The sequence below is a fragment of the Streptomyces sp. CB01373 genome (assembly GCF_002803075.1).
In the GTDB taxonomy this organism is placed as follows: Bacteria; Actinomycetota; Actinomycetes; order Streptomycetales; family Streptomycetaceae; genus Streptomyces.
Map to the genome: position 1 here is coordinate 276,252 of NZ_NNBK01000008.1, position 15,625 is coordinate 291,876.

Here is a 15,625-nt window from a genome sequence, read left to right on the forward strand (position 1 = left end):
CACGCGAGCGTAAGCCTCCCCGGGGACCGGGCCCGGGATTTGTCGAACAGCTGTGACAGAGGACCCGGTCCGGGAGGTCATCCCAGCGCCCGTCCCAGCACCCACACCACCGGTGCCGCGGCCGACAGCGGCAGGGCGACGCCTGCCGTGAAGTGCACGAAGCGCGACGGGTAGTCGTAGCTCGCCGCGCGGTGCCCGATCAGCGCGCACACCGCGGCGCCGACGCCGAGCAGCGCGCCCTTGGCGCCCAGGTCCGTCATGCCGCCGGCCGCGATGCCCGCGCCCGCCGCCGCGAGCAGCGCGACGACCACCGAGGCCGCCGTGGGCAGCGGCAGCGCCCGTGCCAGGACGGCCACCGCGACCGCCACCGCGCCGACCGCGACCGCGTCCGGCGGGGCGGCCAGGTAGCCGGTGGCCACGATCGCGAGCGCCGCCGCGGCGACGGTCGCCATCAGGCCGTACATCCGCTCGTCCGGGTCGGCGTGGGAGCGCAGCTGGAGGACGAGGGAGAGCAGCACCCACACCCCGAGCGTGCCCAGGATCGCGCCGGGCGCGTGCTCGCGGCCCGCGGCGAGCACCGCCGCGTCCGCGGCGAGCGCGCCCAGGAAGCCGAGGGCGATGCCCTGCCGGGCGGGCCACATGCCGTTCAGCCGGAACCAGCCCGCGGCCGTCACGCCCTGGAGCACGACCAGCGGCAGCAGCAGCCCGTAGACGCCGAGCTCCGCCGCACCGGCGAGCAGCAGCCCCAGCAGCGCCGTGAGCGCGGCCGGCTGCATCCCGGGCTCGATGATCGGTGAGCGTCCCTCGGCGCGGGCCCGCTGCGCGTCGGTGATCCGGGTGTTGCCGGCGACGGTGGCGGGCCCGTAGCCGGGTCCGTCCTTCCCCGCGGGATCCGCGGCGGCCTGGGCGGAAGCCTGGGGCTGCGGGGCGGGAGCCTGCGGCAGCGGGGCGTGCTGCCCGACCGGGGGCAGGTACGCCGTCCGTGCGGCGGCGGACGCGGCCGGAGCCTGCGGCTGCGGCGCGTAGGAGGGCGCCTGCGCGCCCTGGACCCCGCCGCCCTGGACCCCGTAAGCCGCGACCGGCCCCTGGTGCCCCACCGGGGGCAGGTACGCCGTCTCCGCCGCCGCCGGTGCCGCCGGTGGCCTGGCGTGCGTCTGGGTGTCCCAGGTCTCGCCCTGCCACTGCTGCGTGTACTGCTCGGCGACCCGCGGGTCCTCGTACGCCTGCGGATGCTCGGGCCACGCCTGCGGCTGGGCGGCCGGGTGGGGCTGCTGTGCCGCGGGCTGCTGGGGCTGCTGTCCCGCGTACGGGTCGTACCCGCTGTAGGGGTTGTCGTACGGAGACCCTGGGGACCCCTCATACGGCCGGTCGGTCATTCGCTCACCCTCCTGCGAACGGGGGGAGCACCTCTACCGTGCCGCCCTCGGTCAGCCGTACCGTCTCGTGCGCGCGCTTCCCCACCGGGTCGCCGTCGATGAGGAACGAGCACCGCCGCAGAACGCGGTCCAGCTCACCCGGGTGCCGCCCGCGCACCGCGTCCAGCACCCCGGCGAGCGTCTCCGCCTCGTACGGCTCCTCGGCGACCCCGGCCGCGGCCTTCGCCGCCGCCCAGTAGCGCACCGTGACCTCTGCCATCCCGTCCCTCGATCACTCGTCCATGAACAGGGTCAGGCTAGCCCGCCTGTGCGACGGTCCAGCGCGCGATGCGGTCCAGGAGTTCGTCGGCGGCGGCGTTCTCGGCGTGGCCCATGCCGTGCTCCAGCCACAGTTCCCCGTGGTCACCGGCAGCCGCGGCCAGCATCCGGGGGTGGTCGAGGGGGAAGTAGCCGTCCCGGTCGCCGTGCACGATCAGCAGCGGGGTGGGCGCGATGCGCGCGGCCGCCCGGAACGGCGGCAGCGGGACGGGGTCCCAGTCGCGGTGGTGGATCCGGGTGCGCAGCCCGTAGCGGCCGAGCAGGCGGCCCGCGGGGCGCGTGACCAGCCAGTGCAGCCGGCGCATGGGCGCCGTGCCCCGGTAGTACCAGCGCGCGGGCGCGCTGACGGAGACCACGGCGTCCGTACGGGTGTCCGGGCATCCCTCGTCCGGCGCGGGGCCGCGGTGAAGGGCCGCGTGCCGCAGCACCACCGAGCCGCCCATGGAGAAGCCGACGGTCGCCACGCGCGCGTGCCCGAACCCGCGCGCCCAGGCCACCGCCGCCGCCAGGTCCAGCACCTCGCGGTCGCCAACGGTGGAGCGCCCGCCGGAGGCCCCGTGGCCGCGGAAGGAGAAGGTGACCACGGCGCCGTGCCGGGCCAGGGCCCGCGCCACCCTGCGCACATGCGGCCGGTCCAGGTCGCCGGTGAAACCGTGTGCGACCACGAACACGAGTCCGGCGTGCCCGCGGCCGGGGCCGTCGTACGCGGCCGCGCCCGGCTCGTACAGGGCGTCGAGCGCGACCCCGTCCGCCGTGCGCAGGAACGTCCTGACCACGCCTTCGACGCCCGCCCCTGGCGGTGTCCCGCCCTCCGGAACGTCCGTCGAACGCACCACACGACCTGCCGATCCCGACCTCATATCGGCTATTCTGCTGCGAAGAGGACTCGGGCAGCGCAGCCCCCGGGTCCTTTTGTGCTTTCGGCAGGCGTGGCGCACGGCGCGGGAGACCGCGGGTGCACGGCCCGTCGATCGCGCGGCGGGCAGGGATCCAAGGAGGAGCCAGAGCCATGGACGACCGAACGGTGCACGCACGTACGACGGCCCAGGCACGGGGGTTCCCCCTGCTCGACCACGGCCGGGAACCGGGGGGAGGCGCGCGATGAGTTCACTGCTGCTGCTGACCAACGCCCTCCAGCCGTCGGCGGAAGTGCTCCCCGCCCTCGGCCTGCTGCTGCACAACGTGCGGGTGGCTCCGGCGGAGGGGCCGGCGCTCGTGGACACCCCCGGTGCCGATGTCGTCCTGGTCGACGGGCGGCGCGATCTGCCGCAGGTGCGCGGGCTGTGCCGGCTGCTGGGCTCCACGGGCCTCGGCAGTCCGCTGATCCTCGTGGTGACCGAGGGCGGCCTCGCGGCCGTGACCGCCGACTGGGGCATCGACGACGTGCTCCTGGACACCGCCGGTCCCGCCGAGGTGGAGGCCCGCATCCGGCTGGCCGTGGGCCGCCGGCAGATCGTCGACGACGACTCCCCGATGGAGATCCGCAGCGGTGACCTGTCCGTGGACGAGGCGACCTACAGCGCCAAACTCAAGGGCCGGGTGCTGGACCTCACCTTCAAGGAGTTCGAGCTGCTGAAGTACCTCGCGCAGCACCCGGGCCGCGTCTTCACCCGCGCCCAGCTCCTCCAGGAGGTCTGGGGCTACGACTACTTCGGCGGCACCCGGACCGTCGACGTCCACGTACGGCGGTTGCGAGCCAAGTTCGGGCCCGAGCACGAATCGCTGATCGGAACGGTCCGCAATGTCGGTTACCGATTCGTTACTCCCGAGAAAGGTGACCGCGCCGGGGACGCCGCGAACGAGAAGAAGGCCGGGGCCGCCCAGCCAAACGCGGAGAATCAGGACACCGCGACGAGGCGGGCCCGCGCGCAGGGGTGAGGAGCGCTCCCACAACGCGTGACGCATACCCGCCCACGCTCCCGTAAGCCCTGCCGGGAGCGGGTCCATCCGCGTAGACTCCGCGCCGTGGCCAAGGTGACTCGGGATGACGTGGCGCGGCTGGCAGGGACGTCCACTGCCGTCGTCAGCTATGTGATCAACAACGGACCCCGGCCGGTCGCCCCGGCCACCCGCGAGCGAGTCCTCGCCGCGATCAAGGAGCTGGGGTACCGGCCCGACCGGGTCGCCCAGGCCATGGCCTCGCGGCGCACCGACCTCATAGGCCTGATCGTCCCGGACGCCCGACAGCCCTTCTTCGGGGAGATGGCGCACGCCGTGGAGTGGGCCGCAGCCGAGCGCGGGAAGATGGTCCTCGTCGGCAACTCCGACTACGTCGCCGAGCGCGAGGTCCACTATCTGCGGGCGTTCCTCGGGATGCGCGTCTCCGGCCTGATCCTGGTCAGCCACGCGCTGAACGACCTCGCCGCCGCCGAGATCGAGGCCTGGGACGCCCGGGTGGTGCTGCTGCATGAGCGGCCCGAGGCCATCGACGACGTGGCCGTGGTCATCGACGACGTGGGTGGCGCCCAGCTCGCCGTGCGCCACCTGCTGGAGCACGGCTACGAGTACGTCGCCTGTGTGGGCGGCACCGCCGAGACGCCCGCCGTGGGCGACCCCGTGTCCGACCACGTCGAGGGCTGGCGGCGCGCCATGGCCGAGGCCGGCCTCACGACGGAGGGGCGCCTGTTCGAGGCGCCGTACAACCGCTACGACGCGTACCGGATCAGCCTGGAGCTCCTCTCGGGCCCGAACCGTCCCCCGGCGGTCTTCTGCTCCACCGACGACCAGGCGATCGGCCTGCTGCGGGCCGCGCGCGAGCTGCGCATCGACGTCCCCGGCGAACTCGCGGTCGCCGGGTTCGACGACATCAAGGAGGCGGCGCTGACGGACCCACCGCTGACGACGGTCGCCTCGGACCGTTCGGCGATGGCCCGGGCGGCCGTGGACCTGGTCCTCGACGACGGGCTGCGGGTCGCCGGCTCGCGCCGGGAGCGGCTCAAGCAGTTCCCGTCACGGCTGGTCGTACGCTCGTCCTGCGGCTGCGCCTAGCCTCTCTTCGCCGCCTTCGAGGCCCCCCCCCGGGGCCCCTCCGGGGAACGGCCTTATATCGGGCATACGAGGTTCTGTCGGGCTTCTCAGCGGGGACTCAGGAAGCTCTCATGATCCCGGGACACTCTCAATGTCATGAGCGAGAGCATCCGCCGCAGCGGCGAGTACGAACACCCCGAGGGTGACGGGCAGGCCCCGGCTGCCGACTCCGTGCAGTCGGCGGACCCGCGAGGGGCCTTTGCCCCGGTGAATCCGGAGTGGCCTCCCCCGCCGCCGTACGCCCCCGGCCGCCCCTTCGCGGCCGGACCCGGCGCCGACGGCGGCCAGGGCGGCGCGGACGGCGGCGGCACCGCCGCCCTCCCGGCCTTCCCGGCGGGACCCGCGCACGCCTCCACCTCCCGCAAGCGCACCAGGGGCCCGCTCGCCCTGCTCGCCGCGGTGGCGATCGCCTCGGCCGTCGTGGGCGGCGGTACCGCCTTCGCCTTCCAGGAGCTGACCGGCACGCACACGGTCGCCGCCTCCAGCACCACCACGACCAACGTGGTGCCCTCCAGTCAGCGCGGCAGCATCTCCGCGATCGCCAGGGCGGTCACCCCGAGCGTCGTCGAGATCAACGCCACCCTCGACAACGGCACCTCCACCGGCTCCGGCGTGGTCGTCAGCAGCAAGGGCGAGGTCGTCACCAACAACCACGTCATAGCCGGCGCCTCCTCGATCAAGGTGCGCACCAGCGACGGCACCTCGTACACCGCGCAGGTCGTGGGCACCGACAGCTCCAAGGACCTCGCCCTGATCAAGCTGCGGAACGCCTCCGGACTCAAGCCGGCGGCCCTCGGCGACTCCGACGGACTCACGGTCGGCGACCAGGTCGTCGCGATCGGCTCCCCGGAGGGCCTCACCGGCACCGTCACCAGCGGCATCGTCTCCGCCCTGCACCGGGACGTGACGGTCCCCACCGACGAGAACCAGGGGCAGGGCGACGGCGGCTGGCCCTTCCAGTTCGGCGGCCACCAGTTCAACGGCGACACCGGCTCCTCCACCACCACCTACCAGGCGATACAGACCGACGCGTCCCTCAACCCGGGCAACTCCGGCGGCGCGCTGATCGACGCGAGCGGCAACGTCGTCGGCATCAACTCGGCGATGTACTCGGCCAACCAGGCGTCGGACTCGTCCAACGCCGGCAGCGTCGGCCTCGGCTTCGCCATCCCGATCAACACCGTCAAGTCCGACCTGGCCACCCTGCGCTCCGGCTCCCAGAACTGAGGCGCGGCACCGGCAGGCGATCCGGACACCGTCCGGGACCGTTCGACAAGGAGTACGCCATGATCCAGCAGGTTCTGCACGAGACGACGGACACCATCGACACCACCGCCCCCGCCGGAGTCACCCTGGCCCGCGCCGTCGCGAAGGAACTGCACGGCCCGGCGCACCGCGCACCCGAGGCCGTCGCGGTCCCCCAGCTCATGGGCCTGCGCACCTCCGCCGAACGCCTGCACCGGCACAAGGTCCCGCTGCGGCGGATCACCGCGGTCGCCGCCTGAGCCGCGGCGCGCGACCCGCGCGCCGCACTCCGCCGCACCGAAACATGCGAGGCTGAGAGCGTCCATCCCGGGGCCGACCGGACCCCGCGGCCCCTGCGACCCGAGGAACAGCGACCGATGAGTCCCGCCGATGGCGACCGTGATCCCCAGCGCATCCTGATCGTCGACGACGAGCCGGCGGTACGCGAAGCACTCCAGCGCAGCCTCGCCTTCGAGGGGTACGAGACCGAGGTCGCCGTGGACGGCGCGGACGCACTGGACAAGGCGGCCTCGTACCAGCCCGACCTGCTCGTCCTCGACATCCAGATGCCCCGCATGGACGGCCTGACCGCCGCCCGCCGGATCCGGGGCGCCGGGGACACCACCCCCATCCTGATGCTGACCGCCCGCGACACGGTCGGCGACCGGGTCACAGGCCTTGACGCCGGCGCGGACGACTACCTGGTCAAGCCCTTCGAGCTGGACGAGCTGTTCGCCCGCATCCGCGCCCTGCTGCGCCGCAGCACCTACGCGGCGGCCGTGGCGGGCGCGGCCGAGGAGGACGAGGCCCTCACCTTCGGCGACCTGCGCATGGACCTCGCCACCCGCGAGGTCACCCGCGGCGGACGGCAGGTGGAACTGACCCGCACGGAGTTCACCCTGCTGGAGATGTTCATGGCCCACCCGCGCCAGGTGCTCACCCGCGAGCAGATCCTCAAGGCGGTCTGGGGCTTCGACTTCGAACCCTCCTCGAACTCCCTCGACGTCTACGTCATGTACCTGCGCCGCAAGACCGAGGCCGACGGCGAACCCCGCCTCGTGCACACGGTGCGCGGGGTGGGGTACGTCCTGCGGCAGGGCGGCGCGGAGTGAGGAAGGCGCTGCGCCGTTTCCGTGCGCTGCCGATCCGCTCCCGGCTGGCACTGCTGGTGGCGGCGGCAGTGGCCTTCGCGGTCGCGGCCGTCTCCCTCACCTGCTGGTTCATCGTCCAGGGGAACCTTTACGACGACGTCGACAACCGGCTCCTGAGCTACGGCAGGGTGTCCGCCAGCACGGCTTCCTCCCTGGCGGCCAACTGCTCGCAGACGACCGACCACGCGCCGGGCGACATGCAGCGCTCCTACCTCTACGTGCAGTTGGTGACGGTCCAGGGCAAGTTCTGCGTGGACAGCCGGTCCCCGGGCGTCATGAAGGTCACCTCCGTGGACAAGGAGGTCGCCGGCGACCCCGACCTGCGCGAGCGCACCCTCCACACCACCACCGACACCAAGGGCAACAACGTCCGCGTGATCACCGTCGGCGTCCCGATGGGCCCCGGCCCCAACGCCGACGCGTACCCGGGCATCGCCTTCATGCTCGGGGTGTCCCTGACGGACACCGAGAACACCCTCAACGACCTCGCGCTGCTGCTCCTGTTCGTCTCCGGCGTGGGGGTCGTCGGCGCCGGAGCGGCCGGCCTCGCCGTGGCCCGCGCCGGGCTGCGCCCCGTGGACAAGCTGACCGAGGCGGTGGAGCACGTCGCGCGCACCGAGGACCTGACGATCCGCATCCCCGTGGAGGACGACAGCGAGGACGAGGTCGCCCGGCTGTCCCGCTCCTTCAACTCCATGACCTCCTCCCTGGCCAGCTCCCGCGACCTCCAGCAGCAGCTGATCGCGGACGCCGGTCACGAACTGCGCACCCCGCTCACCTCGCTGCGGACGAACATCGAACTCCTCACGCGCAGCGAGGAGACGGGCCGCCCGCTCCCCGAGGGCGACCGCAAGGCACTGCTCGCCTCGGTCAAGGCGCAGATGACGGAACTTGCCTCGCTGATCGGCGACTTGCAGGAGCTGTCGCGCTCGGACGGGCAGCGCGGCGAACGCGTCCAGGTGATCGCCCTGCAGGACACCGTGGAGGCGGCGCTGGGCCGCGCCCGGCTCCGCGGCCCCGAGCTGACGATAACGACGGCGCTGGACCCCTGGTTCGTACGGGCGGAGCCCTCGGCGCTGGAGCGGGCGATCGTCAACATCCTCGACAACGCGGTGAAGTTCAGCCCCAGGGACGGCACGATCGACGTCGTCCTGAGCCAGGGCGTCCTCACCGTGCGCGACCACGGGCCAGGCATCCCCGCCGACGAACTCCCCCATGTCTTCGACCGCTTCTGGCGCTCCCCGAGCGCCCGCGCCCTGCCCGGCTCGGGACTCGGCCTGTCCATCGTCGCCCGCACCGTCGAGCGGGCCGGCGGCGAGGTGACGCTGACCCCGGCCGAGGGCGGCGGCACGGTGGCGACGGTCCGGCTGCCGGGAGCGCCCGTTCCGCCCCCGGAGACACCTGGTGCCACCGAGGCCCGCTGAAGCCCCGGTCACCCCGCGAGGGAACCCCTTACCCTCATATCCATGACCAGCGACGACACCGCACCGCCCGCCCGTTCCCTGCAGACCCTCGCCGAGCTCGGCCCGGAACAGGCCGAAGCCGTGCTCGCACTGCTGGAGGCGGCCGCCCGCGTCGACGAGCGGCAGGCGGTGTCCGAACAGGGCCGGCTCCAGTTGCGGGGCGGCGCCCGCGCGGGGGTGTCCCACCTGCTGCTGTCCGTCGACGGCGAACTCGTCGGCTACGCGCAACTGGAGGACACCGATCCGGTGGAGGCGCCCGCCGCCGAGCTGGTCGTCCACCCCGAGCACCGCGGGCACGGGCACGGGCGGGCGCTCGGGTCCGCGCTGCTGGCCACGTCCGGCAAGCGGCTGCGGGTGTGGGCGCACGGGGGACAGTCCGCCGCCCGCCATCTGGCTCAGGTCCTCGGGCTCACGCTGTTCCGCGAACTGCGGCAGATGCGGCGGCCGTTGACGGACCTCGACCTGCCCGAACCGGCACTGCCCGAGGGCGTGACGGTACGGGCCTTCGTGCCCGGCCGCGACGACGCCGCATGGCTCGCCGTGAACGCGGAGGCCTTCGCCCACCACCCCGAGCAGGGCTCGCTCACCCAGCGCGACCTCGACGACCGCATGGCGCAGCCGTGGTTCGACCCGCAGGGGTTCTTCCTCGCCGAGCGCGACGGCCGGCTGGTCGGCTTCCACTGGACCAAGGTGCACCGGGAGGAGCGCCTCGGCGAGGTGTACGTCCTCGGCGTCCGCCCCGGCGCCCAGGGCGGCGGCCTCGGCAAGGCCCTCACCCTCATCGGCCTGCGCCACCTGGCCGCGCAGGGCCTGCCGACGGCGATGCTGTACGTCGACGCCGACAACAAGGCGGCGGTCTCGGTCTACGAGCGCCTGGGCTTCACCACGTACGAAACCGACCTCATGTACCGCACGGAAACGTGATCCTCGGGGCCGCCTTCCGGTGTCCCTCACGTCATGTGGCCGTAACCGGCGGTTCAGACGGTCTTGCGACGCTCGGGCGGTGAAGCCCGCCGCGCCAGAGCCCGAGCCGCCCCGGGAGGCGACCGCCGCCGCGCTCCCGCGCGTGCCGTTCGACGCGCCTGTCCCGCCGCAGGCGCGGAAGAATAGGTTCATGAGGCAGCCAGACACCCAGGCAGCGCAGACCCCGCCGGCTCCCGCCGACCGCGTGGGAGCCCTCGCGGGCCCCGCCACCACACAGCACCCGCAGCCCTCCGTGGGCTCCATCGCCGCGCACCGCCCGCACACCGTGGCGGCCACGGTCTCCGACCTGGAACCGGACATCGACGCCGACCTCGACGGTTACGTGGAGGCACCGGTCGAGGGGGAACAGCTGCCGCAGGGCCGTTTCCTGGACCGGGAGCGCAGCTGGCTCGCCTTCAACGAGCGCGTCCTCGAACTCGCCGAGGACCCAGCCACCCCCCTGCTGGAACGCGCGAACTTCCTCGCGATCTTCGCCAGCAACCTGGACGAGTTCTTCATGGTCCGGGTCGCGGGACTGAAGCGCCGCATCGCCACCGGCGTGGCCACCCGGTCCGCCTCCGGGCTGCAGCCGCGCGAGGTGCTGGAGATGATCTGGGCCCGCTCGCGCGAGCTCATGGCCCGGCACGCCGCCTGCTACCACGAGGACGTCGCCCCCGCACTCGCGGAGGCGGGCATCCACCTGGTCCGCTGGAGCGAGCTCACGGAGAAGGAGCAGGCCCGCCTGTTCACGCTCTTCAGGCAGCGCATCTTCCCCGTGCTGACCCCCCTGGCCGTCGACCCCGCGCACCCGTTCCCGTACATCTCCGGCCTGTCCCTGAACCTGGCCGTGGTCGTGCGCAACCCGGTCACCGGCCACCGCCACTTCGCCCGCGTCAAGGTGCCGCCGCTGCTGTCCCGCTTCCTGGAGAGCTCCCCGGGCCGCTACGTCCCCCTGGAGGACGTCATCGCGGCCCACCTGGAGGAGCTGTTCCCGGGCATGGAGGTGCTGGAGCACCACACCTTCCGGCTCACCCGCAACGAGGACCTCGAGGTCGAGGAGGACGACGCCGAGAACCTGCTCCAGGCCCTGGAGAAGGAGCTCATGCGGCGCCGCTTCGGGCCGCCGGTGCGCCTGGAGGTCGAGGAGTCCGTCGACCGCGAGGTGCTCGACCTGCTGGTGCGCGAGCTGAAGATCAGCGAGGCCGAGGTCTACCCGCTGCCCGGCCCCCTGGACCTCACCGGCCTCTTCCGCATCCACGGCCTCGACCGGCCCGAGCTGAAGTACCCGAAGTTCGTCGCCGGCACCCACCGGGACCTGGCGGAGGTGGAGTCCGCCACGCCACCCGACATCTTCACCGCCCTGCGCAGCCGCGACGTGCTCCTGCACCACCCCTACGACTCCTTCTCGACCTCCGTGCAGGCCTTCCTCGAACAGGCCGCCGCCGACCCGGACGTCCTCGCGATCAAGCAGACCCTGTACCGGACCTCCGGCGACTCCCCCATAGTCGACGCGCTCATCGACGCCGCCGAGTCCGGCAAGCAGGTCCTCGTCCTGGTCGAGATCAAGGCCCGCTTCGACGAGCACGCCAACATCAAGTGGGCGCGCAAGCTGGAGGAGGCCGGCTGCCACGTCGTCTACGGACTGGTCGGCCTGAAGACCCACTGCAAGCTGTCCCTGGTGGTGCGCCAGGAGGGCGACGACACCCTGCGGCGCTACAGCCACGTCGGCACCGGCAACTACCACCCGAAGACCGCCCGCCTCTACGAGGACCTCGGCCTGCTCACCGCGGACCCGCAGGTCGGCGCGGACCTGTCCGACCTGTTCAACCGCCTCTCCGGCTACTCCCGCCGCGAGACCTACCGCCGGCTGCTGGTCGCCCCCAAGTCCCTGCGCGACGGGCTGATCTCCCGCATCACCAAGGAGATCCAGCACCACCGCGCCGGACGCCCGGCCGTCATCCGCATCAAGGTGAACTCGATGGTCGACGAGGCGGTCGTCGACGCGCTCTACCGCGCCTCCCAGGCCGGCGTCCCGGTCGACGTGTGGGTGCGCGGCATCTGCGCCCTGCGCCCCGGCGTGCCCGGCCTGTCGGAGAACATCCGCGTCCGCTCGGTCCTCGGCCGCTTCCTCGAACACTCCCGGGTCTTCGTCTTCGGCAACGGCGGCGAGTCCGAGGTGTGGATCGGCAGCGCCGACATGATGCACCGCAACCTCGACCGCCGTATCGAGGCCCTGGTCCGGGTCACCGACCCGGCCCACCGGGCAGCCCTCAACCGGCTGCTGGAGACCGGCATGTCCGACACCACCTCCTCCTGGCACCTCGGCCCGGACGGCGAGTGGACCCGGTACGCGACCGACTCGGACGGCCAGCCCCTGCGCAACGTCCAGGAGATGCTCATAGACGCCCGGAGGCGCCGGCGTGGCACAGCAACACCTTGACCCGACGGACTCCACGGCCGTGAGCTCCCCCGAGCCGCCGACCGCGCCGGAGCCGGGCGGTGCCCCCACCGCCGAAGCCCTCGCGTGCTATCTGCGGGCCCAGGCCACGGAGTTCCTCCGCGCGCTGCGCCTGCACCGCGAGACCGGCGGCGCGGGGCACGGCACGGAGGAGTCCGTCGACGCCGCGCGCGCCCTGCGCCGCTCGGCCCGCCGCATCAGCGGCACCGCGCACACCTTCCGCCCCCTGCTCGACGAGACCTGGTCGGCGGAGCTGTGCCCGGAACTGGCCTGGCTGTCCGGCACCCTGGCCCGTGAACACGCCTGCCAGGCCTGCCTGGAGCGGCTGCTGCTCGCCCTGCACCGGCTCTCCGGCACCGCGGTCCTCCCCGCCCAGCCCACCGAGGAGGCCGCGGGCGGCCGCGGAGCCGACCGCGGCAACCTCACCGTGGGCGCGGCGAAGGCGGGCGCCCTGCTGGAGCGTCAGCTCACCCTGGCCCGGACCCGCGCGCACTCGACCGCCCTCCAGGCGCTGGGCTCCGCGCGCTTCCACGCCGTCGCGGACAAGGTGGCCGTCCTCGCCAGCGACGTCCCCCTCGCCCCCGGCGCCGCCGCCATGGACCTGACTCCCCTGGCCGCCGCAGCCCGGGAGCGCCTGACGGACGCCGTCGCCGCCCTCCCGCTCGTCACCGCGGGCAGCCCGTACAACGCGGAGGCCCTGATCCACGGCCTCTCCCCTGACCCGGCCCCGCACCCGCAGGACGCCCCCTGGCACCAGGTCCGCCTGCTGCTGCGCCTGCACCGGTACGCGCGCGAGGTGCTCGACGGAGCCGGGGGTCAGCTCGGGGGATCGTCCGCGCACGTACGGCTGTCGGCGGCCGGGCAGGCCCTCGACCGGCACCGCGACGCCTCGGAGGCGGCGGCCGCGGCGGCCGCGGCGGCCCGCACCCCGCGCATCGCCCCGGCGACGGCGTACGCGCTCGGCGTGCTGCACGCGGACCAGCGCCACGAGGTGGAGGCGGCCAGGTTCGCCTTCCAGCAGGCGTGGCAGAAGCAGGCCGTGGGTGCCGGCTGACCGCCGGCTGACAGGACGGGACGCACCGGTGACCGACCTCGACCCGAACCGCACGCCCGTCCTGGCGGCAGGCTGCGTGCTGTGGCGCCGCTCGACGCCGGACGGCGCACTGCGGCTGTGCCTGGTCCACCGACCGAAGTACGACGACTGGTCCCACCCCAAGGGCAAGCTCAAGCGCGGTGAGGACCCGCTCGCGGGCGCCGTGCGCGAGGTGGCGGAGGAGACGGGCTACACCGCCGTTCCCGGCGCCGAGCTGTCCACCGTGACCTACATGGTGCGCGGCCGGCCCAAGCAGGTCCGCTACTGGGCCGCCGAGGCCGCGACGGGCGGCTTCACCCCCAACAAGGAGGTGGACCGCATCCTGTGGCTGCCGCCGGAAGAGGCCCGGAAGCGGCTCACCCAGTTCCGCGACCGCGAGCTGCTCGACGAACTGACGGCGGCGCTGCGCCTCGGCTGAGCGTGCCGGTGCCGGTCAGGCGCCGCCCTCGTGCCCCAGCGCGTCCGCGCGGGCGAGGCTGCGGGCCCGGCGGGCCGGCCCGCGCCAGCCGCAGGTACAGCGGGCCAGACAGAAGCGGCCCTGTTCGACTGTCGCCGCGCGGTGTCCCACGGCGTCCCGGTTCCCGCAGTCCTCCTGGGTGGGGCTCAGGCCCTCATGCTGCACCACGACGACAAATGTACCCACGCCAGGTGAACGGGACGTTACGGCCGCCCGTCGATCGGGTGCGTGCGTGACGGGGGCCACCCACTCGTCGTTGACGGGACGACAGGGACCCATGACGGACGTGGCAGCTGGGGGTAGGCAGGGCGATGGCGGTGCGGCGGCGGCTGGGTGTCCCTCCTGCTCGTGCTCGGGTGAGGCCGGGCGGCGCGCGCGCCGGGACGGGCGGCGCGGTGCTCGCGGCGGCCGTCCTGGCCGGGGCGTGCGCCACCGGATGCTCCGGCGGCGCGGACGCCGAGGACGCGCGCGCCGCGACCGATCCGGTGCAGGCCCTGCGCCAGGCGCCGGACGTGCTGCTGCAGGCGGGCAGCGCGCAGACCCGTACGTCGATGGAGATGGCCACCGGCGGGACCCGGGTGACGATCCGCGGCGAGGGCGGCTACGACTTCCGCGGACAGCGCGGGCAGCTGACACTGGTGCTGCCGCAGAACCCGACCGGGGCCGCCGAGCACGTGCCGCTCACCGAGCTCCTCGCTCCGGGCGCGCTGTACATGAAGAACCGGGGAGCGGGCGTGCCGCCCGACAAGTGGGTGCGGGTGGACACGGCCACGCTCGTCGACGGCAACCTGGTCACCGGCGGCGCCACCGACCCGTTCGCCGCCGCCGAGGTGCTGCGCGGCACCCGCACGGCGACGTACGTGGACCGGACGGAGGTCGCCGGAGTCCCGGTGCGGCACTACCGGGGCACGGCCGATCTCGCGCTGGCGGCGAAGAGCGCCACGGCGGCCGACGAGGCGGCGCTGACCGCGGCGGCGAAAGGGTTCGCCACGGCCTCGGTCCCGTTCGACGCCTACCTCGACGACCAGGGCCGCATCCGCAAGCTCCGGCAGCGCTTCGCCTTCGTCAACGGGCAGCTCGGAAGCACTGTCGCCGTCTTCTCCACGACGCTGCTGTACGCCTTCGGCACCCCGGTGACCGTGACGCTGCCGCGGCCGCAGGACATCTACACCGGGCGGATCGCCGAGTCGTGAGCCGGGCCGGGACCCGAATGGTCCGGGAAAATGACCGGCGAACTAGCCCTTTGGTGCCATGCGCCGCACACGGGCCGCTCCCTACGCTGGGAGCCGGCAGCGGCAGACGGCAGAGAAGAGGTGACGCGCGTGGCTCCGCTCGGCGGTACGGCGGTCCAGGACCACGTGGCCCTCGCCGAGATAGAGCTGTGCGGGGAGCTGATCATCGCGGCCTCGGCGGCCGAGGAGCGGCTCAGCCTGGAGAGCATCGACGAGGTGCTGCGGGTGGCCGAGGAGCGCGAGGCCGGCGCGGGCCGCAGAGCGCCGGGCGCCCGGCGGCCTCCCGGCCGGTGAGCCTCAGGTGCGCAGCAGCCGTCCGATCGCCTTCGTGGCCTCCTCCACCTTCGCGTCGATCTCCGATCCGCCCTTGAGGGCCGCGTCGGCGACGCAGTGCCGCAGGTGCTCCTCCAGCAGTTGCAGGGCGAAGGACTGCAGTGCCTTGGTGGAGGCGGACACCTGGGTGAGTATGTCGATGCAGTAGACGTCCTCGTCGACCATCCGCTGGAGCCCGCGGATCTGGCCCTCGATCCGGCGGAGCCGCTTGAGGTGCTCGTCCTTCTGCTTGTGGTAACCGTGCGTGACGGGCTCGTGCCCGGTGATTCCGCTCACGTTCTCGGAGGGCGCCGTCGCGCCGGCCTCGGTGGTCGTCATCGCGTCCTCGCTCCCGTAAATCTCGGCACACACCGAGGAGACATACCCCTGGCGGGTATATCGTAACGAATTCTGCCGGGTACCGGCAGCCTTGGCATGCCCCCGTGCGGAGCAGGGCAGGTCATGGGCGACACTGGGGGACGACCCCTTAGCCGTGGCCGGATGATGCGCTTACCATCACCCTGACCCCA

General features: G+C 73.4%; 17 protein-coding genes. 12 read left to right on the plus strand and 5 right to left on the minus strand.

Going from position 1 to position 15,625, the window contains the following annotated elements; all coding sequences use genetic code 11:
- Positions 1-77: 77 nt before the first annotated feature.
- The 3 genes from CG719_RS15000 to CG719_RS15010 are packed head-to-tail and all read right to left on the minus strand — an operon-like array spanning position 78 to position 2,554.
- The gene (locus tag CG719_RS15000; RefSeq protein WP_100569105.1) at positions 78-1,376 is read right to left on the minus strand and encodes a hypothetical protein; all 1,299 of its coding nucleotides are present in this window, start codon (positions 1,374-1,376) and stop codon (positions 78-80) included.
- Positions 1,377-1,380: 4 nt separating this feature from the next.
- Positions 1,381-1,635, minus strand: a complete 255-nt coding sequence (locus CG719_RS15005) for a MoaD/ThiS family protein (protein ID WP_100569106.1) — start codon at positions 1,633-1,635, stop codon at positions 1,381-1,383.
- 37 nt (positions 1,636-1,672) lie between these two features.
- Entirely contained in the window at positions 1,673-2,554 is an 882-nt protein-coding gene (locus CG719_RS15010) for an alpha/beta hydrolase (protein WP_100569107.1), read from the minus strand.
- 241 nt (positions 2,555-2,795) lie between these two features.
- On the opposite strand from CG719_RS15010, the gene CG719_RS15015 reads away from it, so the two are divergent.
- The 10 genes from CG719_RS15015 (at position 2,796) to CG719_RS15060 (ending at position 13,512) form a co-directional block, all read left to right on the plus strand.
- On the plus strand, positions 2,796-3,572 hold the full coding sequence (locus tag CG719_RS15015; protein WP_100569108.1) for a winged helix-turn-helix transcriptional regulator: 777 nt from the start codon (positions 2,796-2,798) through the stop codon (positions 3,570-3,572).
- 87 nt (positions 3,573-3,659) lie between these two features.
- Complete coding sequence (locus CG719_RS15020; protein ID WP_100569109.1) at positions 3,660-4,682, plus strand: LacI family DNA-binding transcriptional regulator; 1,023 nt, start codon at positions 3,660-3,662, stop codon at positions 4,680-4,682.
- 135 nt (positions 4,683-4,817) lie between these two features.
- Entirely contained in the window at positions 4,818-5,948 is a 1,131-nt protein-coding gene (locus CG719_RS15025) for a S1C family serine protease (protein ID WP_100569110.1), read from the plus strand.
- Positions 5,949-6,007: 59 nt separating this feature from the next.
- A complete protein-coding gene (locus CG719_RS15030) occupies positions 6,008-6,226 on the plus strand; it encodes a hypothetical protein (RefSeq protein WP_100569111.1) in 219 nt (72 codons plus the stop codon).
- A gap of 117 nt (positions 6,227-6,343) precedes the next feature.
- Entirely contained in the window at positions 6,344-7,078 is a 735-nt protein-coding gene (locus CG719_RS15035; RefSeq protein WP_100569112.1) for a response regulator transcription factor, read from the plus strand.
- Positions 7,075-8,541, plus strand: a complete 1,467-nt coding sequence (locus tag CG719_RS15040; RefSeq protein ID WP_100569113.1) for a HAMP domain-containing sensor histidine kinase — start codon at positions 7,075-7,077, stop codon at positions 8,539-8,541. The genes CG719_RS15035 and CG719_RS15040 overlap by 4 nt, the downstream gene beginning before the upstream one ends.
- Positions 8,542-8,583: 42 nt before the next feature.
- On the plus strand, positions 8,584-9,504 hold the full coding sequence (gene mshD / locus CG719_RS15045; RefSeq protein WP_100569114.1) for a mycothiol synthase: 921 nt from the start codon (positions 8,584-8,586) through the stop codon (positions 9,502-9,504).
- 79 nt (positions 9,505-9,583) lie between these two features.
- Positions 9,584-11,983 (plus strand): RNA degradosome polyphosphate kinase, encoded by a 2,400-nt coding sequence (locus CG719_RS15050; protein ID WP_376495841.1) that lies wholly within the window; start codon positions 9,584-9,586, stop codon positions 11,981-11,983.
- Positions 11,964-13,055, plus strand: a complete 1,092-nt coding sequence (locus CG719_RS15055; protein ID WP_199836642.1) for a CHAD domain-containing protein — start codon at positions 11,964-11,966, stop codon at positions 13,053-13,055. The genes CG719_RS15050 and CG719_RS15055 overlap by 20 nt, the downstream gene beginning before the upstream one ends.
- A gap of 28 nt (positions 13,056-13,083) precedes the next feature.
- The gene (locus CG719_RS15060; protein ID WP_100569116.1) at positions 13,084-13,512 is read left to right on the plus strand and encodes an NUDIX hydrolase; all 429 of its coding nucleotides are present in this window, start codon (positions 13,084-13,086) and stop codon (positions 13,510-13,512) included.
- A 15-nt stretch (positions 13,513-13,527) separates the two neighbouring features.
- On the opposite strand, the gene CG719_RS15065 is transcribed toward CG719_RS15060, so the two are convergent.
- Positions 13,528-13,719, minus strand: a complete 192-nt coding sequence (locus CG719_RS15065; RefSeq protein WP_100569117.1) for a hypothetical protein — start codon at positions 13,717-13,719, stop codon at positions 13,528-13,530.
- Between the two features lie 188 nt (positions 13,720-13,907).
- On the opposite strand from CG719_RS15065, the gene CG719_RS15070 reads away from it, so the two are divergent.
- A complete protein-coding gene (locus CG719_RS15070) occupies positions 13,908-14,744 on the plus strand; it encodes a hypothetical protein (RefSeq protein ID WP_100569118.1) in 837 nt (278 codons plus the stop codon).
- A 120-nt stretch (positions 14,745-14,864) separates the two neighbouring features.
- Entirely contained in the window at positions 14,865-15,077 is a 213-nt protein-coding gene (locus tag CG719_RS15075) for a hypothetical protein (RefSeq protein ID WP_100569119.1), read from the plus strand.
- 3 nt (positions 15,078-15,080) lie between these two features.
- On the opposite strand, the gene CG719_RS15080 is transcribed toward CG719_RS15075, so the two are convergent.
- Positions 15,081-15,434 carry a metal-sensitive transcriptional regulator gene (locus tag CG719_RS15080; protein ID WP_100569120.1) on the minus strand — a complete coding sequence of 118 codons (354 nt, stop codon included), beginning with the start codon at positions 15,432-15,434 and terminating at the stop codon, positions 15,081-15,083.
- Positions 15,435-15,625: the final 191 nt, after the last annotated feature.